Origin of the sequence: Roseobacter sp. N2S (assembly GCF_031454055.1) — a bacterium.
In the GTDB taxonomy this organism is placed as follows: Bacteria; Pseudomonadota; Alphaproteobacteria; order Rhodobacterales; family Rhodobacteraceae; genus Amylibacter.
Map to the genome: position 1 here is coordinate 244,069 of NZ_JAVDQB010000003.1, position 26,422 is coordinate 270,490.

The following is a 26,422-nucleotide window of genomic DNA, read 5'->3' on the forward strand; positions in this document are numbered from 1 at the left end:
ATGGCTTTTGATGACGTAAAAACAGATAACTTCAAAGTTGTTGGCCAACGGGTAAAGCGCCCTGACGGGATCGACAAGGTAACAGGCAAAGCCAAATTCGGCGCCGATGTTGTAGCACCGGGCATGTTGTTCGCCGCGATCATCCGTTCCCCCCACGCCCATGCGCGGATTGTAAAAATTGACACGACCAAAGCTGCGGCGCTGAAAGGCGTTAAAGGTTTTGTTACCCGTGCCGATTTCGCAACGGGCCTGAAGGGTGGCAATCTGGACGTGCTGGAAAACGTCATGGCTGGTGAAAAAGCCCTGTATGACGGCCATGCGGTTGCGGCTGTTGCCGCGACTTCGGCTTTGATCGCGCGGGATGCGGCCAAACTGGTGGAAGTGGAATATGAAATCCTGCCCCACGTCACTGATGTGGACAAAGCTATGCTTGCGGATGCCCCTGTGATCCGTGAAGGGGCAGCGGATAAATCCGTTCCCGAAGGCATGCACCCCAACGTAGTGCGCTACCACGAAAGCGGTCACGGCGATGTGGATGCAGGCTTTGCTGCCGCTGATCTGGTGGTGGAAGACAGCTTTTTGACCGAAGCAACCCATCAGGGCTATATCGAACCCCACGCCTGTCTGGCCCAACTTGGCAAAGACAACAAAGGCGAGTTGTGGTGCTGTACCCAAGGCCACTGGAACGTGCAAAAACTTTGCGCGGAAATGCTGGGCATGGAAACATCGCAACTGCGCGTTACCGCATCGGAAATCGGTGGTGGCTTTGGTGGTAAAACGGCTGTGTTCATCGAACCTGTTGCGTTGGCCTTGGCCCGTAAAACAAACCGTCCGGTCAAACTGGTGATGAGCCGCTCTGAAGTGTTCCGCGCCACTGGCCCCACATCTTCGACCTCGATGGATGTGAAAATCGGCATGACCAAAGACGGCATAATCACAGCAGGTGAGGGTACATTCCGTTTGCAAGGCGGGGCATTCCCCGGTGCGCCTATGGAATTCACTGCCATGTGTGCCTTTGCGCCTTATAACTTGGAAAACGTAAAGCAGGTTGGCTATGACGTGCTGGCGAACCGTCCGAAACAGGCCGCTTACCGTGCGCCCGGTTCCCCTATGGCGGCGTTTGCGGTTGAATCCGTGATCGACGAGCTGTGCAAAAAGCTGGATCTGGACCCCATCGAAGTGCGCCTGAAAAACGCTTCTAAGCAGGGCACTAAGGCCAGCTTCGGCCCGACGTGGGATCGTATCGGTCTGGTGGAAACACTGGAAGCGGCGCAAACCCACCCCCATTATTCGGCTCCGCTGAAAGAGGGTCAGGGCCGTGGCGTTTCCTGCGGGTTCTGGTTTAACCACGGTGGCGAAACCTCGGTCACTTTGGCCCTTTCCGAAGATGGTACTGCGCAATTGTCTGTGGGCACACCTGATATCGGCGGCTCGCGCGCATCTATGGCGCAAATGGCAGCCGAAGAACTGGGCATCCCATACGACAGCGTGCGCGCCACCGTCGCGGATACTGCGACATTGGGCTATAACGAAGTGTCTCACGGTTCCCGCGTAACCTATGCGTCCGGTCTGGCGACGATCAAAGCAGCCCGTGCGGCGGTGAAAATCCTCTGCGCACGTGCGGCTGCGAAATGGGGCATCGACGAGGACGCGGTGGTCTGGGAAGACGGCTGTGCCAAACCTTCGGGTCCGAATGCAGGTGATTTTGATCCGCTTCCAATCGAAAAGCTGACCCGCAGCATGGGGCGCACAGGCGGTCCGATTGTAGGCCACTTTGAAGCAACCCCCGAGGGCGCTGGCGTTTCTTTCGCCACCCATATCGTGGATGCAGAGGTCGACAAAGAAACCGGCCAGACCAAAATCGTGCGCTACACAGTTGTGCAGGACGCAGGCAAGGCGATCAACCCGACCTATGTGGAAGGCCAGTTCCAAGGCGGTGCTGCACAGGGCATCGGCTGGGCACTGAACGAGGAATATATCTACGGCGAAGACGGACGTTTGCAAAACGCGGTTTTCCTTGATTACCGTATTCCTGTGGCGTCTGACCTGCCAATGATCGACACGGTGATCGTCGAAGTTCCAAACCCCGGCCACCCCTATGGTGTGCGCGGGGTGGGTGAAACGTCAATCTGTCCGCCCTTGGCGGCGATTGCCAATGCTGTGTCAAGTGCGGCTGGCGTGCGGCTGAAACAACTGCCCATGTCGCCACCACGCATTCTGGCAGCCTTGGATAAACAGGCAAATGGTTGAGGTTAACCTCTGGTCCGGCCTGCGCGCCTTTGCCGATGGCAAAGACTGCGTAGAGGTGGACGCAAAAAATGTCGGCGAGGTCCTAACGGGCCTCGTCGCGCAATACCCCGGTCTGGAACATGTGATCGAAGCAGGGGTATCGGTGGCCGTGGATGGTAAAGTCATCGCAAGCGGTCTGACCGAACCTGTGAAACCCGACAGCGAAGTTTATCTTATGCAGCAGCTTAAGGGCGGCTGACAGGAAAAGTATTCAAGCCTCCGGCGGGGATATTGGGCAAACAAAAAAGCTCTTTTTGGGTTAAATATCCATTCTGAACGCGCGACTAGGTCGTCTGTAACAGGTATGTGCTGATCTGATCGGCAACCCAGTCTGGTTGTTGATGGATGATCCAGTGGTCGGCATCTGCGTGTTCCACAATGGTCAAATCATCGCAATATTGCGCCAGCTCGTTGCGGGTTTCGGGCAGCAAGGCGGTGTCCTTCATCCCCCAGATCAGCAGATGGGGCATGGTGATGCACAAGGCGGCCTGGTCCCAGACGGGCAGTTTGTCAGCAGGGATCGGTTCGCCGGGTTTGGCCACCAGCAAGGGGGTGGCGCGGTACCAGTTGACCATGCCGCGCACGCCCGCCGCGTCCCGCCATGCAGCGTGATAGGCTTTGCGCAGGTCGTCTGTCAGCCACCGCATATCCATGTGTTTAGCGAACAGGCCGAACATCCGCTCAAAGTCATTCTCGGCAAGGGCGTTTTCCGATCCATCCGCGCGGAGCCATTCGATATATTGGCTGGCGGCGGTCTGCGCGCCCCCTGCGGCGAGTTCCTTTTGGAAAGGTGCCGGGTGGACGCCATTGGCGATGATCAGGCGTTCGATCATCCCGTCCGGCGCGCGCATGGCGCAGGCATAGGCAACCGATGCGCCCCAGTCGTGGCCGATCAGCGCCGCAGCAGTGCCTTTGCCGAATTTTTCGATCATCGCCAGCACGTCAGCAGCCAGATGTTTGGTGGCGTAATCCGCCACATCAGGCCCGCGCCACGATTGGCCGTAGCCCCGTTGATCAGGGGCAACGCAGTAATAATCCTCGGCCAGAGAGGGCAGGATACCTGCCCAAGCGCCGCAATATTCAGGGAAGCCGTGCAGGAACAGCAGTAGCGGCTTGCCGGGGGTTCCGGCTGTTATGGCGTGGAACGTCTTGCCGTTGATGTCAAACTGGATGTCTTGCATGGGAAAACCTCTGCTGCGCTGCTGCCTTAAGTTTAGGCAGGGTCTTTGGCGGTTTCCAGACATCCTGACAATGCCGCAGCGTCATCGGTGATCAGGGACACCGGAATGTCGCGCAGGACCGCATCAAAGGGGCCATCCTGATCCAATGCAAACAAAAGTTGCCAGACCGGAATGTCGCTCAGCAGGCTGCGCGCCACGCTGCCGGCCAGAAATAACCCGTCTTTGGGCAAGTAGTGAAAGGCCAGATCCCGCAGGTAAAGTGCGGTCAGCCTTTGGTACAATCCCCGTGCCTTGAGCGCAGTTTCATCGGTTCCTGCCTGTGCGAGCGCGGCAATTTCCGCGCCGCCAAGGGTTTTGCCCGACAGGCTTTGATAGATCGCTTCAAACCCGCGTCCTGACAGAATGTGTTCGACGGTTGTGTCAGGCGGCACGGGCTGGTTGGTGGCCTGTTCCAGCAGCTCAGTCATGTGGCGGGGCAGGGCGCTGTGGCCGATTTCAGCGGCCAGCACTGATGTGCCCATCCGCGTGGCGATATTGACACCCGTGCCAAGGCCAAGCACCAGTGACTGGCCGTTGCTTTGGCCTGCGGGTTGGCCGCGCACCACCTGCACCTGATCATCGGACAGGCAAGCGGTTGCGCGGGCTAGCGCAGAGAGGTCGTTGATCAACCGAATGGACGGCGCTTTTGCGACCCGTGCGGCGTGATCTGTATCAATCAGCCAGTTGCGGTTGGTCAGCCGTGCGGCGTGGCCAGCAACGGGGCCTGCCACCGCAAAACATCCACCCGCCAATGGGGGCGGCGGGCAATCAGCCAGAAACGCAGCAAGGACATCATCAAAGCGGATGAAATCCCCGTTGCGATAGCTGCGTTGGCTTTTGGTATGAATGCCGCTCGCGTCGCCATAGGCAAAACGCGCGTTGGTGCCGCCAATATCGGCCAGAATATAGCAAGGTTTTTGCACGTCAGTTCACAGCCTGATCAGGGTTTTTCTTGCCCATGATGATCATCGACAGGATGTCATCTTCAGTCACGTCCTCGACCCGTTCGGTGCCGATCAACTGGCCGTTTTTCATGACCGACACGCGGTCGCAGAGTTCCATCATTTCACGGGTGTCATGGCTGATCAGAAAGATGCCAAGCCCTTGCTTTTTCAGCTCTTGGATCAGATCGGCAACCATTTTGGTTTCATGCACCCCCAGCGCGGCTGTGGGTTCGTCCATGATCAGGATCTTGGCGTTGAAATAGACCGCGCGGGCGATGGCAACGGATTGGCGCTGGCCGCCAGACAGGGCAGATACCGGTTCCTTCAGCTTTTTAAAGTTGGGGTTGAGGCGGGCCATGATCTTGCGGGTCTCAGCCTCCATCTGGGCGTCATCGACGAAACCGATGGCATTAGTCAGTTCGCGCCCCAGAAACAGGTTGGACGGCGCGTCCAGATTGTCGGCCAGTGCCAGTGTTTGGTAGATGGTTTCGATGTTATAGTCGCGGGCATCGCGGGGGCTGCTGATCTCGGCTTTTTTGCCTTCGATCCAGATTTCGCCGCTGTCCCGCTGGTAGGCGCCTGACAGGATTTTGATCAGGGTGGATTTGCCCGCGCCGTTATGGCCCAGCAAGCCGACAACCTCGCCGGGGTACAGATCGAGGCTGACATGATCAACGGCCCGTATGCCCCCGAAAGATATGGAAATATCGCGCAGTTCTACAAGCGGGGTCGTGGTTTGTGTGGTGGTCATAATCCGGTTCCCTTACTTGGAATTGCGACGGTAGAGGATGTCAAGAAAGACGGCGAAGACAAGCACCGAGCCGACGACGATCTGCTGAATCGCGGCGTCAAAGCCGATCAGCACCATGCCGGTTTGCAAGGATTGCATCACGAACGCCCCAAGCACCGCTCCGTAGATCGTGCCGACCCCGCCCGCCAGCGACGTACCGCCAATTACGGCTGCGGCGATGACGTAAAGCTCGTCCAATGTGCCAAGCGAGTTGGTGGCCGATCCCAGTCGGGCAGATGCTACCACGGCAGACAGGCCGGTTAGGAACCCCATTAGCGCAAAGATTTTCACTGTCATCCAGCGGGTGTTGATGCCTGCCAGTTCAGCGGCTTCGGGATTGCCGCCGATGGCATAGACATAGCGGCCAAAACGGGTACGCGACATCAGGATGGTCATCAGGATAACAACCGCCACAAGGATCAGCACCGGAATGGCAAAGCCGTGCGAGATGAACAAACCACCTTCAGGGACCGTCACACCTGTTTCTGCCACATAGCGTTTCACGATGCCTTTGGGCCAAGGGTAGGCGTTGACCAGCAGCACCGCGCCGATCACTGCGCCACAGCCCACAATCGCCAGAAATGTTTCTGCCCAAAGCGGGCGCAGGGCAAAGCCGTAGCCCACCCGTCGTTTGCGCCCCATCAGCATCATGGCCAGAACCGCAATGCAGCCCAAAACGCCAATGATCCAGCTGCCTGTTGCGCCAACCGCGCCGTAGGGGCCACCGCCCAGCAGGGCAAAGGTGGGGTCTACAGGGGAAATGGTTTCGCCGCGCGCCACCAGAAACGCCGCGCCGCGCCAGACCAGCAATCCACCAAGTGTGACGATAAAGGCAGGGATTTTGCCATAAGCAATCAGAAAGCCGTGAAACGCGCCGACCAAAGTGCCCACAAGCAGGCCAGAGCAGATCGCAAGGATCCACAACAGCGGATGGCCAAGGCCCAGAAACTGCGGCAGGATATAGACTTGGGTCACGCCCATAATCATCGCGCAAAAGCCAAGGACCGCCCCAACCGACAGGTCAATATGGCGGGTGACGATCACCAGCACCATTCCTGTCGCCATAATCCCGATAGAGGCAGTTTGTACTGACAGGTTCCACAGGTTGCGGGGCGTCAGAAACGCGCCAAATCCGTTAACCAACTGGCCATACAGATGAAAACCGATCCAGATCAGGGCCAGAGCGCCGATCATGCCCAGCAGACGTGTGTCCAACTCGGTTGCGCGGATGAAACGGGTGAAGGGGCCAGATTTTTGCGCGCCTGCGGCCTGCGTGTGTGCGGTGTTATCGGTCATATACGGTGTCCCGAGCCAGAGTAAGCTAAAGCGTCCTGAAAGTGTAATGTCAGGTTAGCATAGAGTAACAATAAAAGGGGTGATGATTGGGGGCGGGCATCGCCAAGGAATGGCGATGCCCGAAGTTTGATTGGCTTAGCAGCCTGGAACGCCGTCCATTGCGCCTTCGCAGACTTTGTCTTTGGCGATATGGCCTGCGTCGATCACAGCATTGATGTTGTCTTTGGTGATCGGTGTTGGCGCCAGAAAGATTGCATTCATTTCAAGGCCTTTTGACCCACCGGACCATTTAACCGCGCCGTCAATTGCATCGAGAGCCGTGCCACCAGCCAGCGCCACTGCGATTTCAGCCGCAGCCGAGCCCAACTGGCGGGAGTCTTTCCAGACCGAAACGGTTTGTGTGCCACGGGCCACACGGTTCAGCGCTGCGTGGTCGCCGTCTTGGCCGCCCACAGGAATGGTCATGCCTTGGGCTGCAAGGGCGGCAATCACACCGCCAGCCATGCCGTCATTTTCAGCCAGAACTGCATCCACCGCATTGTTGTTGGCGGTCAGGATTTGTTCCATGTTCTTTTGCGCATTGTCAGGCTTCCAGCCATCGGAAAATGCTTCGCCGACGATTTTGATTTTGCCAGCTTCAACGTCAGCGCCGATCACTTCCATCATGCCTTCCAGCAGGAACGCTGCGTTCGGATCGCCTTTGTCGCCTTTGATGATGGCAAAGTTGCCCTCGGGCTGAACCGCTCTGACGGTTTCTGCAATGATCCGGCCCACGCCTTTGTTGTCAAAGGTCAGATAGAAGGTGCGGTCATCCTCGATCAGGCGGTCATAGCCGACCACCGGAATGCCCTCGGCGTCTGCTTTATCGACGGCAGGGATGATGGCGTCTTTGTCCATGGCCAGAATGATCAGCGCATCTGCGCCCTGTGCGATCAAGGCTTCGACATCGGTTAGTTGTTTGGCAGCAGAGGCCTGCGCATCCGCGGAAATATACTGCGCGCCAGCGGCTTCCAGTGCTTTCTTGATGGCGGCTTCGTCGGTTTTCCAGCGCTCTTCCTGAAAGTTTGACCAACTAACACCAACGGTCAGATCAGCAGCAAATGACACAGTGGTCATGGCGGCGGTTGCGACGGCCGCAAGTGCGACGGTTAATTTCTTCATGATATCCTCCCAAAGGTAATCCGACCCGATTTGATTCGAGCCTCGAATCTTCGGGTGTTCAAAAGTGATAGCAGTTTTAATTTGAAAATCAAATTAAATCAGGCCACACTGTCCAAGGGGGGAATTTCTGTTGGTTTCACTTGGATTTAAACCAATAGAAATATAGGGAATATCGCAATGATTGGACAGCAACGCACATATGGCAGGCGCATTCTTCTGGCATCGATTCGCCAGAACAGCCCGATTGCGCGCATTGATCTGTCGCAAAATACCGGTATCAGCCGCGCGACCGTCACCACCGTTACAGCCGAGTTGATCCGCGCGGGCCTGATCGAAGAGGTGCCCGCACAGGGTGGGGAAATGGCGCGGGGGCGGCCTCGGGTCGATTTGAAAATACGCGGTGCGGCCCATCTGGTTGCGGGCATAAAGGTCGCGCATCGGTCTTTGTCTTTGGTGTTGATGGATTTTGAAGGCAATCAACTGGCCGAACACAGCCACAAGATGGAACAATCCACCTTTTCTTCAGCGGCGATGGTGCAGCTGCTGGCGTCGGCATTGCAGGCGATGCTGGACCCTTTGGGCAAGAAGCTGTCGGATTTATCGGGGGTCGGTATTGGCATTGCGGGCATTGTGGACGTGATGCAGGGGCTGGTGCATTGGTCGCCTTCGCTGAAGGACCGCAACGTCAATTTGCGCAGTGACATCGAAACTGCGCTGGGGGTGCCTGCGTTTGTGGACAATGACGCGAACCTTGTGGCCATGGCGGAAAAACGCTTTGGCCTCGGGCGCGAGGCGACGGATTTCATCGTTGTTACCATTGAAAGCGGTGTGGGTATGGGCATCGTCATCAACAATGAAATCTACCGTGGTACGCGGGGGTGCGGTGCGGAATTCGGCCACACCAAAGTCCATCTGGACGGGGCGCTGTGTCGCTGTGGTCAACGGGGCTGCCTAGAGGCTTATGTGGCCGATTACGCCCTGCTGCGCGAGGCCAGCGTGACCAGTTCAGGGGCTGATCACGGCGATGCTGCCACCGATGAACGCCGGATCGAGGCTTTGTTACAGCGCGCCCATGACGGCGATCCACTGGCCAGTAATATCGTCAATCGGGCCGGGCGGATGTTTGCAATGGGGCTGGCCAATATCGTGAATATTTTCGACCCACAGATCATCGTTCTGGCCGGAGAGCGGATGCATTCCAACCATCTGTACGCAGAAGAGGTGATTGCGGGTATTCAAAATTCTATTGTCCAAGTGGATCAACCCCCGCCCGAGGTGGTTATCCACCGCTGGGGCGATCTGATGTGGGCCAAAGGGGCTGCGGCCTATGCGCTTGAAGGGGTAGAGGACATGGCGGTTGCGGCCTTGCGTGCAAATGAAGTGTAAGGCCCTGATCTGCGCCGCTGTGCTGGCATCCCCTGCTGGTGCCGATCCGCGTTTTACGCCCGTTATCGCGCCCGACCATATCTACGGCGGCGGCTGGGAACATTTTGTCGGGGGCGGTGTGGCCGTTTTGGACTGCGATCACGACAAGCGGCCTGATCTTTTTGTGGCGGGGGGCGCCGATCCTGCACAACTGATGCGCAATTCCTCAACCATAGGCGGGGGGATTTCGTTTGAACAGGCGCAGGCCACGTCTGATCCGATCAGGGGTGTTTCTGGCGCTTATCCCATCGACATGGACAGTGACGGCTGGGCCGATCTGGTGGTGCTGCGTGTAGGGGAAAACCTGCTGCTGAAAGGTGGGGCGGATTGCCAGTTCACCCCGTTTGACGACCTGTCGTTTCAAGACATCCCCGCATGGACCACGGCCTTTTCCGCCAGATGGGAACAGGGCCAATCCCTGCCCACACTGGCCTTTGGCAACTATGTGGATCGCAACAACCCTGAGGGACCGTTTGAAGCCTGTGATGTCAATTACCTTTACCGGCCCGAGGGTGAAACCTACGCACCGCCGATCCCGCTGACCCCCGGTTATTGCCCGCTGTCCATGCTGTTCAGCGACTGGTCCCGCAACGGGCAGGCGGATCTGCGGATCAGCAATGATCGGCATTACTATGTTTCCAACGGCCATGAACAACTGTTGCGCATGGGGCCAACGCCCCGCTTTTACGGCGCAGATGACGGCTGGGTGGATCACAAGCTTTGGGGTATGGGCATCGCCAGCCGTGATTTGACAGGCGATGGCCTGCCCGAGGTGATGATGACCTCTATGGGGGATCAACGCCTGCAAATCCACGAAGGCCCCGCCACAGAGCCAAGGTTCACGGACGCGCCTTATAGCCTTGGCACCACAGCGCAGCGGCCGTTTACGGGGGGGGACGGGCGGCCGTCTACCGGTTGGCATGTGGAATTTGGCGATGTGCAGAATGACGGTCGCGACGATATTTTTATTGCCAAGGGCAATGTGGAGCAAATGCCGGGGCTTGCGATGAAGGACCCCAACAACCTGCTGGTGCAGGGTGCCGACGGGACATTTGTGGAGCGGTCCGAGTCCGCCGGACTGGCCAGTCTGATGCGCGGGCGCGGTGCGGCGCTGGCGGATCTGAACCTTGACGGGCTGCTGGATGTGGTTGTGGTGAACCGCCGCGCACCCTTTGAAGTGTATCAGAATGTGACGTCTGACACGGGCCACTGGACAGGCGTGCGGCTGGTGCAAAACGGTGCAAACCCTGATGCCATCGGCGCTTGGGTCGAGGTGAAATCAGGCGATGTGCTGCACAGCCGTGAAATCACTATCGGTGGAGGCCATGCAGGCGGGCAATTGGGCCTTATACATTTCGGGCTGGGTGCGAAGGATCAGTTTTCCATACGGGTAATCTGGCCAGACGGCGCAAAAAGCGACTGGTTGGAACTGGCGGGGGATCGCTATTACACAATCACCCGCGCTAGCGGTGCTTTAAACGCTGCGCCTTACTGATCCACGGGTAGGCCGCTTGGAACTGTGGCTGGTACTCCCAAACGCCCGTTCAGGCTGGTTTGATCGGTCAAACTGCCCAAAAACGCGATGATTGCGTCTTTTTCAGCATCCGTAAGCGTGACAGGTGCTATGTCGATGGACGCAGCAATCCGTGCAATTTCGTCTGTGTCCGTCAGGTTTGCCAGATCAACGGCACCAGAAAGGTCGGGCAGAACCGCCTGCGCAGGGTCGTAGTTGCGCAAAGCTGTTTCGGGCGAAAGATGCTGTTCCAATACGCCGCGAATATCACCGTAAGCACCGTCATGCCCGTAGGGGGCGGTTTGCATCACATTGCGCAGGGATGGGGTGCGAAACCGATAGGCATCCCCCGCCGCACCCGTCACCCGCATGCGCCCCACATCATGGTGATGGGATTCAAACCGCGCCGATTTACCAGGGCCGATCTGGGGCATGCCGATAGAATGAAACTGGTGGTCGGTCTGGAACTGACCCGTGTGGCAGGTGCCACAACCCGCCTTGCCATAGAACAGCGCCATCCCTGCAGTTGCATCTTGGTCAAGCGGCGTGCCATCGCGCAAAAACAGGTCAAAAGGGCTGTCATCGGCGCGCCACTCAAACGCCATAAACGCAGCGATTGCGTTGGAAATATCTGAAAAATGTAACGGTTTATCCGAAGGCAGTAAGGCGTCAAATCCTGCGCGGTAGGCCGGTATCGCGGCCACCCGCTCTGTCAGAATAGCCCAAGCGCCTTTTGGCCCGGTGAAAAACCCCTGCCGCACCGACTGTGACACGTCGTTTTCCGAATAATGCCCCGCCATTTCATCAGGTGACAGCACTGGAAACATGGTCTGCGCAGATAGCACCCCGTCAAAACCATATTCCATATCCTCGCCCAAAGGGGTTCGGAACCCGAACGGGTCGGTGCTGTCGGTCTCTAGCCTGCCGTCATGAAACAAGGTCTGGAACTGGGCCGCACCCAGATTGAACAGGGCAGGCGCGTTGCGGGGAACCCGTTCCTCGGGGTAATTGTCAGGATCTGGCCTGCGATCTGGCCCAAGCCCGATGCCACCATCCCCGATGCCCAATGATACGCCGTCAGACGTGGCAAAACGCGGGTGGTGGCAAGTGGCGCAAGACACCGTGCGATTGCCGCTGAGAATTGGGTCAAAGAACAATAACTGCCCAAGGTGGACTTCATCCATGTCAGGGGTGGAAAAGCTGGCGTTTGCCTTTGGCAAAGGGTCCGCCTGTGCCAGAACGGGGAAGGCCAGACAGCTGGCAGCTAGAAAGGTTAGAACGGGTTTCATGTCAGGGGTTCTTGATCAAGCGCGATGGTCAGGCGCTGACTGTAGGGGCGATCTGGCGTGACAACAATAGTAGGATAGCTGGGCTGGTTCAGCGCATCGGGATAGCCTTGGGGTTCCAGACAAATCCCGGTAAATGCGCGGTGGTTCTGCCCATGCAGGGGCGGCGCGACGGGGGACAGATTGCTTGCGGTATAGACCTGTAGGCCGGGTTGGTCGGTGTAAAGCGACAGGGTCAGCCCTGCCGCAGACAGCCGCGCTTGGGGGGCAGGGGTATCTGGGGTCAGACAATAGTTGTGATCGATCCCGTGGCTTTGCGGATCGCCGGCTTGGATGGTTTTACCTGTGCGGAAATCCAGCGGCTGACCGTTCAAGCTGTGCATGGGGCCAAGGGGGATGCCCGCTGCATCCGTGTTCAAGATCGCATCTGCGGCCACGTGCAGGCGGTGATGTTTGATCGGGCCAGAGCCAGCCAGATTGTAATAGGAATGTTGCGCCAGATTGATCGGGGTGGGGCGGTCCACCTGTGCGCTCATTTGATAGGTCAGGCTGTTGCCCGACAAGGATATTTCTACCGTGAAATCCACCGCCCCCGCAAAACCTTGATCCCCGTCTGGTGACTGCAACCGCAATTGCACCGCGCGGCTGCCATCCGCGTCCGCATCCCAAATCCGCTGGTGCAGCCCATCGTGCCCGCCGTGCAAAATATGGGGCGGCGCATTCGCGCCCAAGTGATAACCTACCCCGTCCAGTTCAAACCGCGCGTTGGCGATGCGATTGGCGACACGCCCCACAATCGCCCCCAGAAACTGCGGGTTGGTCAAATAGGCCGCGGGATCACGGTAGCCCAGAACAATGGACCGTTCCGGGCTAGCAAGGCTGCTGACCCAGCTTTGTGTCACACAGCCAAGGTTTAGCAGCGTCACCGCAGACTGCGCAGTTTCCAAGGTAAAGCTGCGAATATCTGCGGCGCCGGGCATGGGGCTTAGACGAACTTATTAACGAGGTTTTCCAGCCGTTCCTGCTTGCCCGATCGGGGCTGCGGGGCGATGTCACCAGACAGAACCGTTTCAAAGATACTGTCAAAGTCACTGGCCAGCATGGATTTCGCGGCTTCTGTGTCCCACCCGCTGTAGCGGTCTTGCAGGGCTGCTTCCAAACCGCCGTCTTCAATCATTGCGGCGGCGGCTTTCAGGCCGCGCGCGCAAACATCCATCGCCCCTGTATGCCCCGCGATCAGATCTGCAGGTTCCAGCGACTGGCGGCGCAGTTTGGCGTCAAAGTTGGTGCCGCCTGTGGTAAACCCGCCCGCTTTGAGGATGTGATAATAGGCCAAAGCAACCTCTGGCACAGAGTTCGGGAATTGATCCGTATCCCAGCCCGACTGATAATCATTGCGGTTCATATCAATGGACCCGAGCACGCCCAAAGCAGAAGCCGTGGCGATTTCATGTTCAAAGCTGTGACCCGCCAGAATGGCGTGGCCTTGTTCAAGGTTCAGCTTCACCTCGTTTTCCAGACCGTATTTTTTCAGGAAACCGTAACAGGTGGCGGCATCATAGTCGTATTGGTGTTTGGACGGTTCTTGGGGCTTTGGTTCCACCAAAATGGTGCCCTTGAAACCGATCTTGTGTTTGTATTCGACGACCATGTTCAGGAAACGGCCCATATGGTCCAGCTCGCGGCCCATGTCGGTGTTGAGCAGGGTTTCATAGCCTTCACGCCCGCCCCAAAGCACATAGTTTTCACCGCCCAGCTTTTGCGTGGCATCCATGCAGGTTTTCACTGTTGCAGCTGAATAGGCGAATACATCGGGGTCGGGGTTTGTGGATGCGCCAGACATCCAGCGGCGATGGCTGAACATATTGGCGGTGCCCCACAGCAGCTTGATTTTGCGCGATGACATTTTTTCACCGAAATAATCGATGATTTCTTCAAAATTCCGCAGGCTTTGCGCAAATGTATCGCCTTCGGGGCGGATGTCGGCGTCATGCCAGCAATAATAGGGCTGGCCGATGATATCGAACATTTCAAAGGCCACATCCGCTTTGATCTTGGCGCGGCCCATATCGTCTTGGGGGTGCCAAGGCCGTTCAAAAGTAGCGCCGCCAAAGGGGTCGCCGCCCTCCCATGCGAAGGAATGCCAATAGGCTACGGCAAAACGCAGGTGGTCTTCCATCCGTTTGCCCATGACGATTTCGTCGGGGTTGTAGTGGCTGTAGTCGTAATCTGTTCCGCCAGCCGCGCCGACGAATTTAGCGGGAGCGATCCCGTCAAAGAAACCAGTTGTCATGTTATAATACCTTTATAGCTGGATACACGGTGCGATAGGCTTGGTAGGCCTGTTCATAGGCCGCGATATGCTCTGGGTTGGGGCTGATGCGGCGGGCGATGGCGGGTTGGGTCATTACCGTATCAGGGTCAGCACCCGTCGCACCACAAATGGCTAGGCGGGCAGCACCCATGGTAGCCCCGTTTTCGCCGTCTTCGGGCAGATCAAGCGGAATGTTCAGCACCGTGGCAATCAGTTGCAACCAGTAATCAGACTTGGCCCCGCCACCAATCGCCATGGCGGATGCCAATTCGGTTCCGGTTGCCCGCAAGGCATCAAGGTTTTCACGCAGGGCAAAGGCCACACCTTCAAAGACCGCTTGCACCAGAGCCTCGGGTCCGGTGGCGTGATCAAGGCCCAGCAACGCGCCCCGAATATGGCTGTCGTTATGGGGGGTACGTTCGCCCGACAAGAAGGGCAGAAAGGTTACGCTTCCAGGGGCGCGCAAAGGGCCGTCCAGCAGCCCTGCCAGATCGGCAGCCGGTTTGCCAAGGGTGCGCGACAGCCAGTTCAGACTGTCGGTGGCGGAAAGGATCACCCCCATCTGATACCAGCGGTTCGGCACTGCATGGCAAAAGGTGTGCACAGCCGAAGAGGGCAGCGGCGCATAGCCGGATTTCCCCGCCAGCATCACGCCCGATGTACCAAGCGAGACAAATCCCTGACCTTCGTTCAACGCGCCAATCCCGCAAGCGGCGGCGGCATTATCACCTGCACCGCCCACCACCAGAACACCGTCTGGCAGGCCAAGTTCGGCGCTTCGCTCGGCCGTCACAGGGGCGGCGATTTCCGACCCTTCCACCAAGCGGGGCATCTGGCTGGCCGTCATGCCAGATTGCGCCAGCAAAGGGTCGGACCAGTCCCGCGCGCCCACATCGAGCCAGCTTGTACCTGCGCTGTCAGACATATCCGACACCCGTGCGCCCGTCAGCCAAAAGGACAGATAATCCTTGGGTAACAAAACCGTAGCCACGCGGGCAAAAATATCAGGTTCGTTGTTTTTGACCCAAGCCAGCTTGGGCGCGGTGAAGCCCGGAAAGACGATATTGCCTGAAACTTCACGAAATTCGGGCAGGGCGTCCAAGGTGGCGGCCTCCGCGTGGGCGCGGGTGTCGTTCCACAGAATGCAAGGACGCAGCACCGCGCCCTCTGCGTCCAGCAGGGTGGCCCCGTGCATCTGGCCCGCCGTGCCAATTGCAGCCAGTTGTGCCATTTCCGGCCCATGCTTACGGTTTAAGTCTGCAATGGCGCTGATACAGGCGGCAACCCAGTCGGCGGGGTCTTGTTCAGACCAGCCGCTGTGTGGATTGGTCACCGCGTAATGCGCTTGTGCACTGCCAACAGTGCGCCCGTCCTGATCTACGAGCAGCGCGCGCAGTCCGGATGTTCCCAGATCAATGCCTAGAAATGTTTTGATAGATTCTCCCATGGCGGTAGTTATCCAGTATTTAATTTTTCTGTCAAATTAAAAGATTCACAATGGATGTAAGCTGGCAAAGGGCAGGGCGCTTTCGGTCTCGCCTCGCCTGTGAAGGGCCGCTAAAGAGGGGCATGGATATTTCAAACATCACCGTCATTGCCACGCTCGCCTTTCTATTTGCAGGTTTGGTCAAAGGCATCGCGGGGATCGGCCTGCCTACGGCGGCAATTGCTGCCATGACGCTGGTGATCGAGCCGCGCATCGCGATTTCGCTGATCCTGTTTCCCATGGTCGGCATCAACGGCTGGCAATGGCTGCGGGGCGGGCATATTCTGCGTACCATCAAACGCTACCGCGTCTTTGCCGTGGTGTTATGCGTCGGTGTGGTGCTGACAAGTGTGCTGGCCAAAAACGTTGAAGACCGCTGGCTGGTGGCAGCCCTTGGCGTCGCGATCCTGATCTTTGTGGGCTTTAGCTGGAAAGGCTGGCTGCCAGCCATCGCCGTGAAACACGATGCGCGGGCGCAGGTCGGTTTTGCCACAGCGGCGGGGGTGATCGGCGGTCTGACGGGGGCTTGGGCGGCACCCTTGGGCATGTATCTGACCATGCGCGGCGTGGACAAAGACGAATTCATCCGCGCCACGGGTTTTTTGGTGACCGTGGGCAGCATCCCGTTAAGCGTATCTTATGCAAAACTCGGGTTTCTGACCGGACCGCTGGCACTGACCTCGGCTTTGATGATCGTGCCAGCGCTGATCGGCTATTCCTTGGGCGAGTTTTTCCGCAACCGCCTTTCGCCCCAGTATTTCCGCAGCACAATTCTGATCGTTTTCCTGATCCTTGGCCTGAACCTGCTGCGCCGCGCCTATTTCGGGGTGTAACCCTAGTCGTTTGTGTAATCCTTTGGCGCTGGGCCACGGTAGAATTTGGTCCAGTCCTCTGGGACTTCACTGCCGTCATAGAGGAATGGCATGACGCCTTTCCGGCCGGATCTGCCGCGGCTTTGGCGAATGGCCTCCTCGGATTTGGTGACCCGCTGGCTCATGCGCAGGCCCCACTCGTGCAGGTGGCTGTAAAGCCGTTCCAGCGTGGCTGCGTGATCGGGGCTTTCGCCCAGATCGACGAATTCATCAGGATCGGTTTCCAGATCAAACAACATGGGGCGATACCCCGCAGCCGTGTGCATCATCTTGAACCGCCCATCGAAAACCATGAACAGGCGGGCATCACGCGGCTCCAACCCCAGTTTTGCGGCCTGTGGCGTGGCCGAGAAATCATATTCCGAAATCACATATTTTCGCCAGTCAGGCGTTTCACCGTGTAGCCAAGGCAGCAGCGAACGGCCTTCGATGATGTGATCGGGCACAGTACCACCTGCGGCTTCAACAAAGGTAGCGGCCAGATCAATGCTTTCCACTAGCGCGTCGTTAACAGTGCCGCGGGTCGTATCAGCTTCGGGGCGGGGATCAAAAAGGATCATCGGCACCTTGACCGATTGTTCGTGGAACAAATCCTTTTCCCCCAGCCAGTGATCCCCCAGATAATCCCCGTGATCCGAGGTCAGAACGATCATGGTGTCGTCCATTTTTCCCGTGGCTTCCAGATGATCCAGCAGACGCCCCAGTTGGTCATCACATTGTTTGATCAGTCCCATATAGGCGGGAATGACCTTTTGGCGCACCTCTTCACGCTGAAAGGCGCTGGCGATTTTGTTTTCCATATAGGCGCCGTAAACAGGGTGGGGATTGTCCCGCTCCATGTCATGACGGCGCGGAGCTGGCACGTGGTTGGACCCGTACATATTGTGATAAGGTGCGGGTACAATATAGGGCCAATGGGGTTTGATGAAGGAAACATGGGCCATCCAAGGGCCTTCGGCTTCCTCCACAAAACGGATGGTCTCAGAGGTGAGCCAAGGGGTCTCGCTGTCCTCCTCGCGGATGTTGGCGGGCTGGTCGGCGTTGCGAAACATCCAGCCGCTGGCGATCTGTTCATCGGTGATCCCCGCATTGGCAAAATCCGACCAAGGGTTCTCGCTGGGGTAGCCTTTTGACTTTAGGTATTCGTTGTAAGGTGATCTTTTTTCGTCATAAAAACCGTCTGGTCCTTGGGCCCAAAGCCCGTCATCACGGCACCAGTTGTCAAAGCCGCACTCGGCTTGCCGCGCCCCGATCTGGCTGTCAGGCGACAAGCCCAAACGGGCCATGCCCTCGGCGTCGGCTTGCATATGGGTCTTGCCGATGATCCAGCTGTTCATCCCCAGTTTGCGCAGGTGATCGCCGATTGTGACCTCACCCACACGCAGCGGGAAGCCGTTCCATTGCGCCCCGTGGGACGCCGCATACCGCCCCGTGTAATAACACATACGAGAGGCCCCGCAGATCGGCGATTGCACATAAGCATTGCTGAACCGCACGCCTTTTGCCGCCACCCGGTCAAAGTTCGGCGTGTGCATATGGGGATGCCCGGCGCAACTCAGGTAATCAAAGCGCAATTGGTCATACATGATAAACAGAATATTCACGGGTGGCTCCTGAAATTTGGCACAGTTTCTTTGGCAGTTATCTGGGGCAGTCTAGCGAATATCCTACGGGATCGGCAACCGCTTAATCTGTTAACGACCTGAGCAATTCCACAGATATCGTCAGACCATTTGGCTGGATTATGCGCAGAAAACCTATGGTTCGGCGGATACTTGCTCCCTCATTTTTAGCGGGTAGGCCTTGGGGGTGGCACAGTCTACTAGTGGTTGAATCGCAAGAGCCGGGTGCAAGCAGCCACAGTCGGTATTTTTTTGGCACCTAACGGGGCTCAAGGCTGCAAACGCCATAATCACGCCCCATTTGGACCGCAGGACTATCCGCGGGCAGGGGCAGACAACACGGATCAGGAGTCCTAATATGCCAGTGTCGTTTCCAGCCGATTTGAATCCAATTATCGTGAAAGACAAGACGTTCCAAATGTCTGGCACGATTGAGGACGTGATCGATATTGATCACAAAAAGGCCTTGGCAAGCGATGTGATGACCCTTTCCCTCAGCTTTAATCTGCCGTCATTGCCGGGCACGATGGCGCTGGTGTCCAAGGACTTGGACGGGGAATCCTCGGGCGGGTTTACGGTTTGGCTAAAGGACGGTCAGGTGATCGTCTCGATGGAGGGTGAGGACGGTAATCTTTGGATGCGGGTGCCCGATCTGGTGCTGGCGGCGGATCAGGATTACCATTTTGCGGTGTCTTTTGGCAAAGACGGGCTGATGATCTGGCTGGACGGTGTGCTGGCCGCAGCCGAGCCGGAATTCAAAGAGGGGCTTTCAGCCAACACGCAAAATCTGGTGATCGGCGGCACGCGGGCATGGCGGGATGACGGGTCCGATGCTGCGCACAGTCTGATGACGGGCTCGGTCGGTGAAGTGATGGTGTTTGACAGCCAGCTTTCCAGCGCGGATGTGGCGCGACTGGCACAATATTCCGATATGGGTACGGGCATGGCCGCAGGAATGGCGCTGGATATGGCGGATTTGATGCCGGTTTTCACCCAATTGCACCATGCCTCGGACAATTTGCAGGAAATTGTCGAGGGTTTCGGCGTTAGCCCGCACGGCCATATGCCGATGGATGTGACGCTGAAATCGGGCAGCAACGGAGACAATAAACTGAACGGCAGCGGCGGTTCTGACGGGTTGAACGGGCAGTTTGGCGATGACCGGATCAACGGCAAGGGGGGCGCAGATTTCCTGCAGGGCAACTACGGCGCGGACCGCTTGATTGGCGGGGGCGGCGCGGATGTTCTGGACGGCGGCCACGGCGAAGATCGCCTGTTCGGCGGGGGCGGCAACGACCTGTTGATCAGTCAGGCCGATGCGCGCGAGCCGAAGATTTTCTTTGACGCCGACCGCGATGAATCCGACCCGATGAACGAGTTGACGGATGGCAAGCTGTACCCCGACCAACCGATCCCGGGCGATGACATTCTGACGGGTGGCGCCGGTGCAGATGTGTTTTACTTTCAAACCCTTATCAACGCCAAGAAACGTTATATCGAAAAGCACACCAACAGTGACGGCACCATAAACTGGCACGGTGTTGCAGGCGAAAACGATAAGCTGCACGACCATTGGGTGGATCATCTGGGCAATGATATCGTCACCGATTTCTCCCGCGCAGAGGGCGACCGCATCGTGGTTGAGGGCCACACCACGCAGATTTCCTCGGTCACTTACGGGGATGCAAATGGCGACGGGGTGATGGATCATTCAATCATTTCGCTCTATTCCGACCAAGGTTCAGGGGGCGGCGCCCATAACGACGACCGGCTTGGCACCATCACGGTTTACGGCGATCTGATCACCCAAGCCGACATAGAACACACCGCCAGCCCCGCCTATGGCATCATCGCCACAATCGACGACCTGCAAGAGGCGCTGAAACCCGCAAAAGTGGGCGAGAATGTCATTAAAGGCTATAAATCCAACAACTTGCCAGAGGCTCTGAATGTTAATCTTGGCAGCGGTAAAACCCCAGTGGTTGAAATTTCCGAAACCGCTGAACTAAGCGGCGAAGCGGGTGACTATATGGATGTGGGGCATTTCGCATCCCTTGAAGCCCGCAATGTGACCCTTTCCCTCAGTTTTAATCTGCCGTCATTGCCGGGCACGATGGCGCTGGTGTCCAAGGACTTGGACGGGGAAACCTCGGGCGGGTTTACGGTTTGGTTGAAGGACGGTCAGGTGATCGTTTCGATGGAGGGCGCGGACGGCAATCTGTGGATGCGGGTGCCTGATCTGGTGCTGGCGGCGGATCAGGATTATCATTTTGCGGTGTCTTTTGGCAAAGACGGGCTGATGATCTGGCTGGACGGTGTGCTGGCCGCAGCCGAGCCGGAGTTCAAAGAGGGGCTTTCAGCCAACACGCAAAATCTGGTGATCGGCGGCACGCGGGCGTGGCGGGATCACGGGTCCGATGCTGCGCACAGCCTGATGACGGGCTCTGTGGGTGAAGTGATGGTGTTTGACAGCCAGCTCTCTAGCGCAGACGTGGCCCGACTGGCGCAATATTCCGATATGGGCACCGGAATGGCCGCAGGAATGGCGCTGGATATGGCGGATTTGATGCCGGTTTTCACCCAATTGCACCATGCCTCGGACAATTTGCAGGAAATTATCGAGGGTTTCGGCGTTAGCCCGCACGGCCACATGCCGATGGATGTGACGCTGAAATCGGGCAGCAACGGAGACAATAAACTGAACGGCAGCGGCGGCTCTGACGGGCTGAACGGGCAGTTTGGCGATGACCGGATCAACGGCAAGGGGGGCGCAGATTTCCTGCAGGGCAGCTACGGCGCAGACCGCTTGATTGGCGGGGGCGGCGCGGATGTTCTGGACGGCGGCCACGGCGAAGATCGCCTGTTCGGCGGGGGCGGCAACGACCTGTTGATCAGTCAGGCCGATGCGCGCGAGCCGAAGATTTTCTATGACGCCGACCGCGATGAATCCGACCCGATGAACGAGTTGACGGATGGCAAGCTGTACCCCAACCAACCGATCCCCGGCGATGATATTCTGACCGGCGGATCCGGCGCAGATGTGTTTTACTTTCAAACCCTTATCAACGCCAAGAAACGCTATATCGAAAAGCACACCAACAGTGACGGCATCATAAACTGGCACGGGGTTGCGGGCGAAAACGACAAGCTGCACGACCATTGGGTGGATCATCTGGGCAATGATATTGTCACCGATTTTTCCCGCGCAGAGGGCGACCGCATCGTGGTTGAGGGCCACACCACGCAGATTTCCTCGGTCACTTACGGGGATGCAAATGGCGACGGGGTGATGGATCATTCAATCATCGCGCTCTATTCCGACCAAGGTTCGGGGGGCGGTGCCCATAACGACGACCAGCTTGGCACCATCACCGTCTACGGCGATCTGATCACCCAAGCCGACATCGAACACACCGCCAGCCCCGCCTATGGCATCATCACCACAATCGACGACCTGCAAGAGGCGCTGAAACCCGCAAAAGTGGGGGCGAATGAGATCAAGTCTTTCACGCCATCGGTTCTGAAAGACGCATCAGCGGTGGATACACTGGGCGGTGCCACGCCAAAATTCGTGATACCCGGCAGCTTTACCTTTGCCTCTGACAAGAAAAGCGCCATGGGGTTTGAAAATGCGCCACAGCTGAAAATGGCAGCGCTGACGGTGTCCCTATCGTTCAACGTCAATACACTGAACATGGGGCAGGCGTTGTTTTCCAAAGACGCAGACGGGGATGGCAAGGGCCACACCACCGTTTGGGTTAATGAAGACGGCGACCTGTTGGTGCGTCTGCAATCGCCCGAAGGGTCAAAATATCTGGTGGCCAAAGGCGTGGTGCAGGCAGGGGTTACCTATGATTTCGCGCTCAGCCTTGGGGATCAGGGGGCGGCACTGTATCTGGACGGGGTGAAGCAAGCCTATGAAACCGCCTATGCCCATAATTGGGCGCAAAACGGCGAAGGGTTGGTTGTGGGCGGCACGGGTTGGGCCTCGGACGCAGGGGAAATCAATTCGATCCATTCAAGGTTGGACGGAACGATCACCGATTTTTCTGTCTACAAAGGCCAGTTGGCGGACCATGTGATTGCAGGGAATGCCCCGCGCGACGGTTTCGCTACCTTTACAGGCAATGCGGATGCCTTTGACTTTGCAATGATCGACGGGGCTTTGCAGGTGTCAGGGGATAAGATCGGCGGTAAGATTGACTATCTGGCCTTTGACGATGTTAAGGTGGCTGTTTCGGATGTGCAGATCGGTACCGGCGCCAGTGAAACCCTGTCTGGCGGTTCTGCGGCTGACATTTTGATCGGGCGCAATGGCAATGATCTGCTGGATGGCAACAGCAATGATGATCACCTTTGGGGTGGCGCAGGCGAGGATGTGCTCTACGGCGATTCCGGTCGGGACTGGCTGGATGGCGGCGCAGATGACGACAATCTGGCGGGCGGCACGGATAATGACAGGCTGTTTGGGGGGTCCGGCCATGACGAGTTGCGCGGCGACAGTGGCGCGGATCATTTTTTTGGTGGCATCGGGGATGACTATATCTATGGGCAATCGTGGGGCGATGGTGGCACCAGCAAAGGCGACACTGTGCATTTCATGGGCGACCTTGCCAACTACACCTTTGAAACCAATACGTATTTCAATTCCGCCCGCGGTGCAGATGTGACCCGTTTGATCGTAACAGATCGCGCCAACGGGGGCAGTGATGGCTTGTATGAAGGGCGCGATGTGCTCAGCGATATCGACAGGCTGGTGTTTGCGGATCAAACAGTCACCTTTGATAGCCTGCTGTAAGCTGTGACACGAAAGCAGTGTTGGATTGGGACGGTGATCTTGTTAGGCAGGGCCATGACCAAACCCGATACGAACCTTAATCCGCAGGACAGCGCCCAATGATCCGCAGTGCAAATATCGCAGGCGCAGGGATCGGCGGGTTGACCGCCGCCATTGCACTGGCGCGCCAAGGCGTCACAGTTTGCGTTTACGAACAAGCCACAGAACTGACCGAGGTCGGGGCAGGTCTGCAACTTAGCCCCAACGCCATGCGTGTCATGGCCGCGCTCGGTATCGAGGAGGCTTTACAAGCCGTCGCCTTCGCACCAGAGCGGGCGCGTGTGATAGACGGAGTAACAGGGCGCGACCGCGTAAATCTACCGCTGCGCGCAGTCTGCCACCCGCTATACGGAGCACCGTATCTGCATGTGCACCGCGCCGATGTGCAGGCAATCTTGTACCAAGAAGCACAGCGCCTTGGGGTCACATTCAAATTGGGCCAAGCGGTAACAGGTTATACAAAGACAGGGTTGATGGTGGCAGGAGAGGAACAATCCGCTGACCTGTCAATTGGCGCAGATGGCATCCGCTCTGCCATTGGGGCACAGATGCACCTGAACCTGCCTGTTCGCTTTACGGGGCAAGTGGCTTGGCGCGGGTCTGTGCGGACGGCTGACTTGCCAAAAGGGTTGATCGGGCCGGATGCCTCTGTCTGGGTGGGGCAGGGCAAACATCTGGTCACCTATTACCTGCGGGGCGGCGATCTGGTGAATTTCGTGGCGGTCGAGGAACGGGACAACTGGCATAACCCCAGTTGGACCGAGCAAGGCGATCCTGCCCAGTTACAAACCGCTTTTGCGGGCTGGCACCCCAAGGTGCAAACCCTGTTGGCAGGGGTAAAACAACCCTTTTTATGGGCGCTGTTTGACCGTCCTGTTCTGCCTTTTTGGTCCGAAGGCCCCATCGGGCTGCTCGGTGATGCCTGCCACCCCACATTGCCCTTCATGGCTCAGGGGGCGGCTATGGCAATTGAAGATGCTTTTGTTCTGGCTCGCTGCGTTGCAACCGAAAAAGACGCGACAACCGCGCTGACCCGTTACACCGCATTGCGCAAACCCCGTACCAGCCGCTTGCAAGCCCGTGCCCGATCAAACGGGGCGCTGTTTCATCAAACGGGTTTTGCCAATGGCCTGCTGCCCCGCCTGAAATTGGCTGTCGCAGGGCAGCTTTCAGAGCGCCTCGCCCTGCGGCCCTTTGATGAAGTCTACGGCTATAACGCCACAACCGTCCTGTCATAAAACCCCCGCAACGTCTTCTTTTGAGCCGAAATACCTCCGCGCGGAGCGCATTACTGGTATCGCCAGATATCCACGGCTGCCAGCTTTCGAACAACGCATACAACGCCTCGGCGGTTCGTGTGAAATCATTGGCAGGCTGCCAGTCCCGATCCCGTGCCGCTGTTTCGCTGTTCCCACCCCCTAGCCGCCCAAAGCCGTTCAGCATAGCCTTTTGCGCAGCCGCTGACGTTCGCTCAATTTCGTGTGAGGCAGGCTATCTTTAAAATCCGTTTCAGTCCCTAGTGATCCTTGATCTGGAAAAGGAAACCTCGATAATGAAACGCTTACTCCCTCTGGCCTTTGTCGCCGTGACAGCACCTGTTTTGGCTTGGGCTGGCCCGCAATATCTGGACGAAACGCAATTTGCCGTTTCGGGCCATGATGTGGTGGCTTATTTTGACATGGAACAATCTGCGGTTGGCACACCACAATCCCCTGCTGTGAATGGCAAGAAATCCATAACGGCGGAGTATAACGGCGCGACTTGGGCCTTTGCGAGCGAAGAAAATCGCGACAAATTCGTCGCCGATCCTGCGGCTTACGTGCCCCAATATGACGGCCACTGCGCTTACGGAGTGGCGCAGCAGGGCAAGGTTCCGGGCAATCCGAACCTGTGGCGTATTGTGGATGGCAAACTATACCTGAATGTGACCCAAGACGTGGTGGGGTTTTGGGAAGAAGACATCAGTGGCAACCTGAAAAAGTCCGAAGGCAATTGGCCCGGGCTAGAGCCTAAGGCGGCCTCTGACCGGACCATTCCGTTTTATACCTCGCAAGCCCCTGTTGCGGATTAAATGCGCATAAGAGCTGGCTATATTACGCGTCGCAGCCTCGTTCTCGGGGCTGTGATACTGTCTGGCCTTCACTCTGTAAGGGCCCAAGACAGCACGACAATAAATGTAGAGCAAGCCTATGATATGGCGGCAAACGGGCAGATTACCCTGTTGGATATTCGCCGCCCCGATGAATGGCTTTACACAGGCAGCGGCGCGGGGGCCTATCGGCTGGATATGCGGCGTCCTGATTTTATCGCCGCGCTGGATGCGCATATGGGCGGGGATCGCAGCCGCCCTGTGGCAGTGATTTGCGCCCGCGGCGTGCGCTCCAAACGGGTGGCGGATCAGCTTGTTGCGGCGGGATTTGACAGGGTTCTGGATGTGCCAGAAGGTATGCTAGGCTCTGATGCGGGGATTGGCTGGATTGAACTTGGCCTGCCGTTGGTGAAATAGAAAGGGATTGTGTGAAAACGATCACATTGGCTGTGATAGCCGCTTTGGGGCTGTCTGTCAGCACAACCGCCGCGCTGGCAAATTGTGGTGATAAACCTGACTCCTGCGTGATTGCCGAGGGCAACTACGAAGTAAAACTCCCCCCGAACGCCCCGGAGAATGCCCCGATGGTGGTGTTCTTGCACGGCTATGGCGGCAACGGCAACGGATCGCTGGGGCGGAAATCTATGGTGCAGCCGATTCTGGACCGAGGCTTTGCGATCATCGCCCCGAACGCGCTGATGCGCGGCAGAAACACCAGTTGGAATTTTCACCCCCAGCGCAACAGCGGACGGGATGAAGCCGCCTTCATCGGTGCGGTTATCAAGGATGCTGCTACGCGGTTTAACCTGAACCCGGACCGCGTGTTGCTGGCAGGATTTTCCATCGGTGGGTCAATGACCAGCTATCTGGCCTGCCAGACCCCTGATATTGCCACGGCTTTTGCCCCCGTCAGTGGCAGTTTTTGGCGGCCCCATCCCACAGAATGCGCCGCCCCCGTGCGCCTGTTGCACACCCATGGCTGGCGCGATGGCACCGTCCCGCTGGAAGGACGCACCGTTGGATCGGGATTCACCCAAGGCGATGTGTTCTACGCCATGAGCCTTTGGGCCAGCACCAACACATGCGAACAACCCCGTGCCGATAGCTTTGACACAGCCGCCCCGTTCTGGCGGCGCAGTTGGACCGAATGCAGCCCGAACAGCGCGTTGGAACTGGCGCTTTTTGACGGCGGCCATGTGGTGCCCGAGGGCTGGGCCGAAATGGCGCTGGATTGGTTTGATGCAGCTGTGCCAGAATAGTCCGTCCATCCGCGCGAAT

The 26,422-nt window shown here is 57.7% G+C and carries 20 protein-coding genes; 10 read left to right on the forward strand and 10 right to left on the reverse strand.

What is annotated here, in order from left to right:
* Both GGE09_RS10260 and GGE09_RS10265 read left to right on the forward strand, forming a co-directional pair.
* On the forward strand, nt 1–2,250 hold the full coding sequence (locus tag GGE09_RS10260; protein ID WP_309746025.1) for a xanthine dehydrogenase family protein molybdopterin-binding subunit: 2,250 nt from the start codon (nt 1–3) through the stop codon (nt 2,248–2,250).
* On the forward strand, nt 2,243–2,488 hold the full coding sequence (locus tag GGE09_RS10265) for a MoaD/ThiS family protein (protein WP_309746026.1): 246 nt from the start codon (nt 2,243–2,245) through the stop codon (nt 2,486–2,488). Before GGE09_RS10260 ends, GGE09_RS10265 begins: the two co-directional genes overlap by 8 nt.
* Before the next feature lie 85 nt (nt 2,489–2,573).
* On the opposite strand, the gene GGE09_RS10270 is transcribed toward GGE09_RS10265, so the two are convergent.
* From GGE09_RS10270 to GGE09_RS10290, 5 genes are all read right to left on the reverse strand, one after another.
* Nucleotides 2,574–3,470, reverse strand: a complete 897-nt coding sequence (locus tag GGE09_RS10270; protein ID WP_309746027.1) for an alpha/beta hydrolase — start codon at nt 3,468–3,470, stop codon at nt 2,574–2,576.
* Nucleotides 3,471–3,502: 32 nt separating this feature from the next.
* Entirely contained in the window at nt 3,503–4,432 is a 930-nt protein-coding gene (locus tag GGE09_RS10275; protein ID WP_309746028.1) for an ROK family protein, read from the reverse strand.
* 1 nt (nt 4,433) lies between these two features.
* A complete protein-coding gene (locus GGE09_RS10280) occupies nt 4,434–5,204 on the reverse strand; it encodes an ATP-binding cassette domain-containing protein (RefSeq protein WP_309746029.1) in 771 nt (256 codons plus the stop codon).
* Between the two features lie 12 nt (nt 5,205–5,216).
* Complete coding sequence (locus GGE09_RS10285; protein WP_309746030.1) at nt 5,217–6,539, reverse strand: sugar ABC transporter permease; 1,323 nt, start codon at nt 6,537–6,539, stop codon at nt 5,217–5,219.
* A 135-nt stretch (nt 6,540–6,674) separates the two neighbouring features.
* Complete coding sequence (locus GGE09_RS10290) at nt 6,675–7,700, reverse strand: substrate-binding domain-containing protein (RefSeq protein WP_309746031.1); 1,026 nt, start codon at nt 7,698–7,700, stop codon at nt 6,675–6,677.
* A 177-nt stretch (nt 7,701–7,877) separates the two neighbouring features.
* Between GGE09_RS10290 and GGE09_RS10295 the strand changes: the two genes are divergently transcribed.
* Both GGE09_RS10295 and GGE09_RS10300 read left to right on the forward strand, forming a co-directional pair.
* The gene (locus GGE09_RS10295; RefSeq protein WP_309746032.1) at nt 7,878–9,086 is read left to right on the forward strand and encodes an ROK family transcriptional regulator; all 1,209 of its coding nucleotides are present in this window, start codon (nt 7,878–7,880) and stop codon (nt 9,084–9,086) included.
* Nucleotides 9,076–10,620, forward strand: a complete 1,545-nt coding sequence (locus GGE09_RS10300) for a CRTAC1 family protein (RefSeq protein WP_309746033.1) — start codon at nt 9,076–9,078, stop codon at nt 10,618–10,620. Before GGE09_RS10295 ends, GGE09_RS10300 begins: the two co-directional genes overlap by 11 nt.
* Here GGE09_RS10300 and GGE09_RS10305 read toward each other — a convergent pair.
* Genes GGE09_RS10305 through xylB form a run of 4 tightly spaced genes read right to left on the reverse strand, consistent with a single transcriptional unit; the run spans nt 10,614 to nt 15,685 of the window.
* Nucleotides 10,614–11,927: a cytochrome c peroxidase gene (locus GGE09_RS10305; protein ID WP_309746034.1), complete on the reverse strand. Its 1,314-nt coding sequence runs from the start codon at nt 11,925–11,927 to the stop codon at nt 10,614–10,616. The genes GGE09_RS10300 and GGE09_RS10305 overlap by 7 nt on opposite strands.
* A complete protein-coding gene (locus GGE09_RS10310; RefSeq protein ID WP_309746035.1) occupies nt 11,924–12,904 on the reverse strand; it encodes an aldose epimerase family protein in 981 nt (326 codons plus the stop codon). The genes GGE09_RS10305 and GGE09_RS10310 overlap by 4 nt, the downstream gene beginning before the upstream one ends.
* A 5-nt stretch (nt 12,905–12,909) precedes the next feature.
* On the reverse strand, nt 12,910–14,217 hold the full coding sequence (xylA, locus tag GGE09_RS10315; protein ID WP_309746036.1) for a xylose isomerase: 1,308 nt from the start codon (nt 14,215–14,217) through the stop codon (nt 12,910–12,912).
* A 1-nt stretch (nt 14,218) separates the two neighbouring features.
* Entirely contained in the window at nt 14,219–15,685 is a 1,467-nt protein-coding gene (gene xylB, locus GGE09_RS10320) for a xylulokinase (RefSeq protein ID WP_309746037.1), read from the reverse strand.
* Between the two features lie 122 nt (nt 15,686–15,807).
* Between xylB and GGE09_RS10325 the strand changes: the two genes are divergently transcribed.
* A complete protein-coding gene (locus GGE09_RS10325; protein ID WP_309746038.1) occupies nt 15,808–16,557 on the forward strand; it encodes a sulfite exporter TauE/SafE family protein in 750 nt (249 codons plus the stop codon).
* A 2-nt stretch (nt 16,558–16,559) separates the two neighbouring features.
* Here GGE09_RS10325 and GGE09_RS10330 read toward each other — a convergent pair whose 3' ends face one another.
* Nucleotides 16,560–18,200: a sulfatase-like hydrolase/transferase gene (locus GGE09_RS10330; RefSeq protein ID WP_309746039.1), complete on the reverse strand. Its 1,641-nt coding sequence runs from the start codon at nt 18,198–18,200 to the stop codon at nt 16,560–16,562.
* 376 nt (nt 18,201–18,576) lie between these two features.
* Here GGE09_RS10330 and GGE09_RS10335 point away from each other — a divergent pair, with 376 nt between their 5' ends.
* From GGE09_RS10335 to GGE09_RS10355, 5 genes are all read left to right on the forward strand, one after another.
* A complete protein-coding gene (locus tag GGE09_RS10335) occupies nt 18,577–23,016 on the forward strand; it encodes a LamG-like jellyroll fold domain-containing protein (RefSeq protein ID WP_309746040.1) in 4,440 nt (1,479 codons plus the stop codon).
* Between the two features lie 98 nt (nt 23,017–23,114).
* Nucleotides 23,115–24,293 carry an FAD-dependent monooxygenase gene (locus tag GGE09_RS10340; RefSeq protein ID WP_309746041.1) on the forward strand — a complete coding sequence of 393 codons (1,179 nt, stop codon included), beginning with the start codon at nt 23,115–23,117 and terminating at the stop codon, nt 24,291–24,293.
* A gap of 314 nt (nt 24,294–24,607) precedes the next feature.
* Nucleotides 24,608–25,126, forward strand: coding sequence for a YHS domain-containing (seleno)protein (locus GGE09_RS10345; protein WP_309746043.1), 519 nt, complete (start codon nt 24,608–24,610; stop codon nt 25,124–25,126).
* A complete protein-coding gene (locus GGE09_RS10350; protein WP_309746044.1) occupies nt 25,127–25,561 on the forward strand; it encodes a rhodanese-like domain-containing protein in 435 nt (144 codons plus the stop codon).
* Between the two features lie 11 nt (nt 25,562–25,572).
* Nucleotides 25,573–26,403 carry an alpha/beta fold hydrolase gene (locus GGE09_RS10355; protein ID WP_309746045.1) on the forward strand — a complete coding sequence of 277 codons (831 nt, stop codon included), beginning with the start codon at nt 25,573–25,575 and terminating at the stop codon, nt 26,401–26,403.
* Nucleotides 26,404–26,422: the final 19 nt, after the last annotated feature.

Bases quoted from the DNA above. Each gene is read 5' to 3' on its own strand.
- GGE09_RS10335 (WP_309746040.1), top strand. From the start codon at position 18,577: ATGCCAGTGTCGTTTCCAGCCGATTTGAATCCAATTATCGTGAAAGAC.
- GGE09_RS10310 (WP_309746035.1), bottom strand. From the start codon at position 12,904: ATGCCCGGCGCCGCAGATATTCGCAGCTTTACCTTGGAAACTGCGCAG.
- GGE09_RS10290 (WP_309746031.1), bottom strand. From the start codon at position 7,700: ATGAAGAAATTAACCGTCGCACTTGCGGCCGTCGCAACCGCCGCCATG.
- GGE09_RS10340 (WP_309746041.1), top strand. From the start codon at position 23,115: ATGATCCGCAGTGCAAATATCGCAGGCGCAGGGATCGGCGGGTTGACC.
- GGE09_RS10300 (WP_309746033.1), top strand. From the start codon at position 9,076: ATGAAGTGTAAGGCCCTGATCTGCGCCGCTGTGCTGGCATCCCCTGCT.
- GGE09_RS10260 (WP_309746025.1), top strand. From the start codon at position 1: ATGGCTTTTGATGACGTAAAAACAGATAACTTCAAAGTTGTTGGCCAA.
- GGE09_RS10345 (WP_309746043.1), top strand. From the start codon at position 24,608: ATGAAACGCTTACTCCCTCTGGCCTTTGTCGCCGTGACAGCACCTGTT.
- xylA (WP_309746036.1), bottom strand. From the start codon at position 14,217: ATGACAACTGGTTTCTTTGACGGGATCGCTCCCGCTAAATTCGTCGGC.
- GGE09_RS10265 (WP_309746026.1), top strand. From the start codon at position 2,243: ATGGTTGAGGTTAACCTCTGGTCCGGCCTGCGCGCCTTTGCCGATGGC.
- GGE09_RS10325 (WP_309746038.1), top strand. From the start codon at position 15,808: ATGGATATTTCAAACATCACCGTCATTGCCACGCTCGCCTTTCTATTT.
- GGE09_RS10305 (WP_309746034.1), bottom strand. From the start codon at position 11,927: ATGAAACCCGTTCTAACCTTTCTAGCTGCCAGCTGTCTGGCCTTCCCC.
- GGE09_RS10295 (WP_309746032.1), top strand. From the start codon at position 7,878: ATGATTGGACAGCAACGCACATATGGCAGGCGCATTCTTCTGGCATCG.
- GGE09_RS10285 (WP_309746030.1), bottom strand. From the start codon at position 6,539: ATGACCGATAACACCGCACACACGCAGGCCGCAGGCGCGCAAAAATCT.
- GGE09_RS10280 (WP_309746029.1), bottom strand. From the start codon at position 5,204: ATGACCACCACACAAACCACGACCCCGCTTGTAGAACTGCGCGATATT.
- GGE09_RS10350 (WP_309746044.1), top strand. From the start codon at position 25,127: ATGCGCATAAGAGCTGGCTATATTACGCGTCGCAGCCTCGTTCTCGGG.
- GGE09_RS10270 (WP_309746027.1), bottom strand. From the start codon at position 3,470: ATGCAAGACATCCAGTTTGACATCAACGGCAAGACGTTCCACGCCATA.
- xylB (WP_309746037.1), bottom strand. From the start codon at position 15,685: ATGGGAGAATCTATCAAAACATTTCTAGGCATTGATCTGGGAACATCC.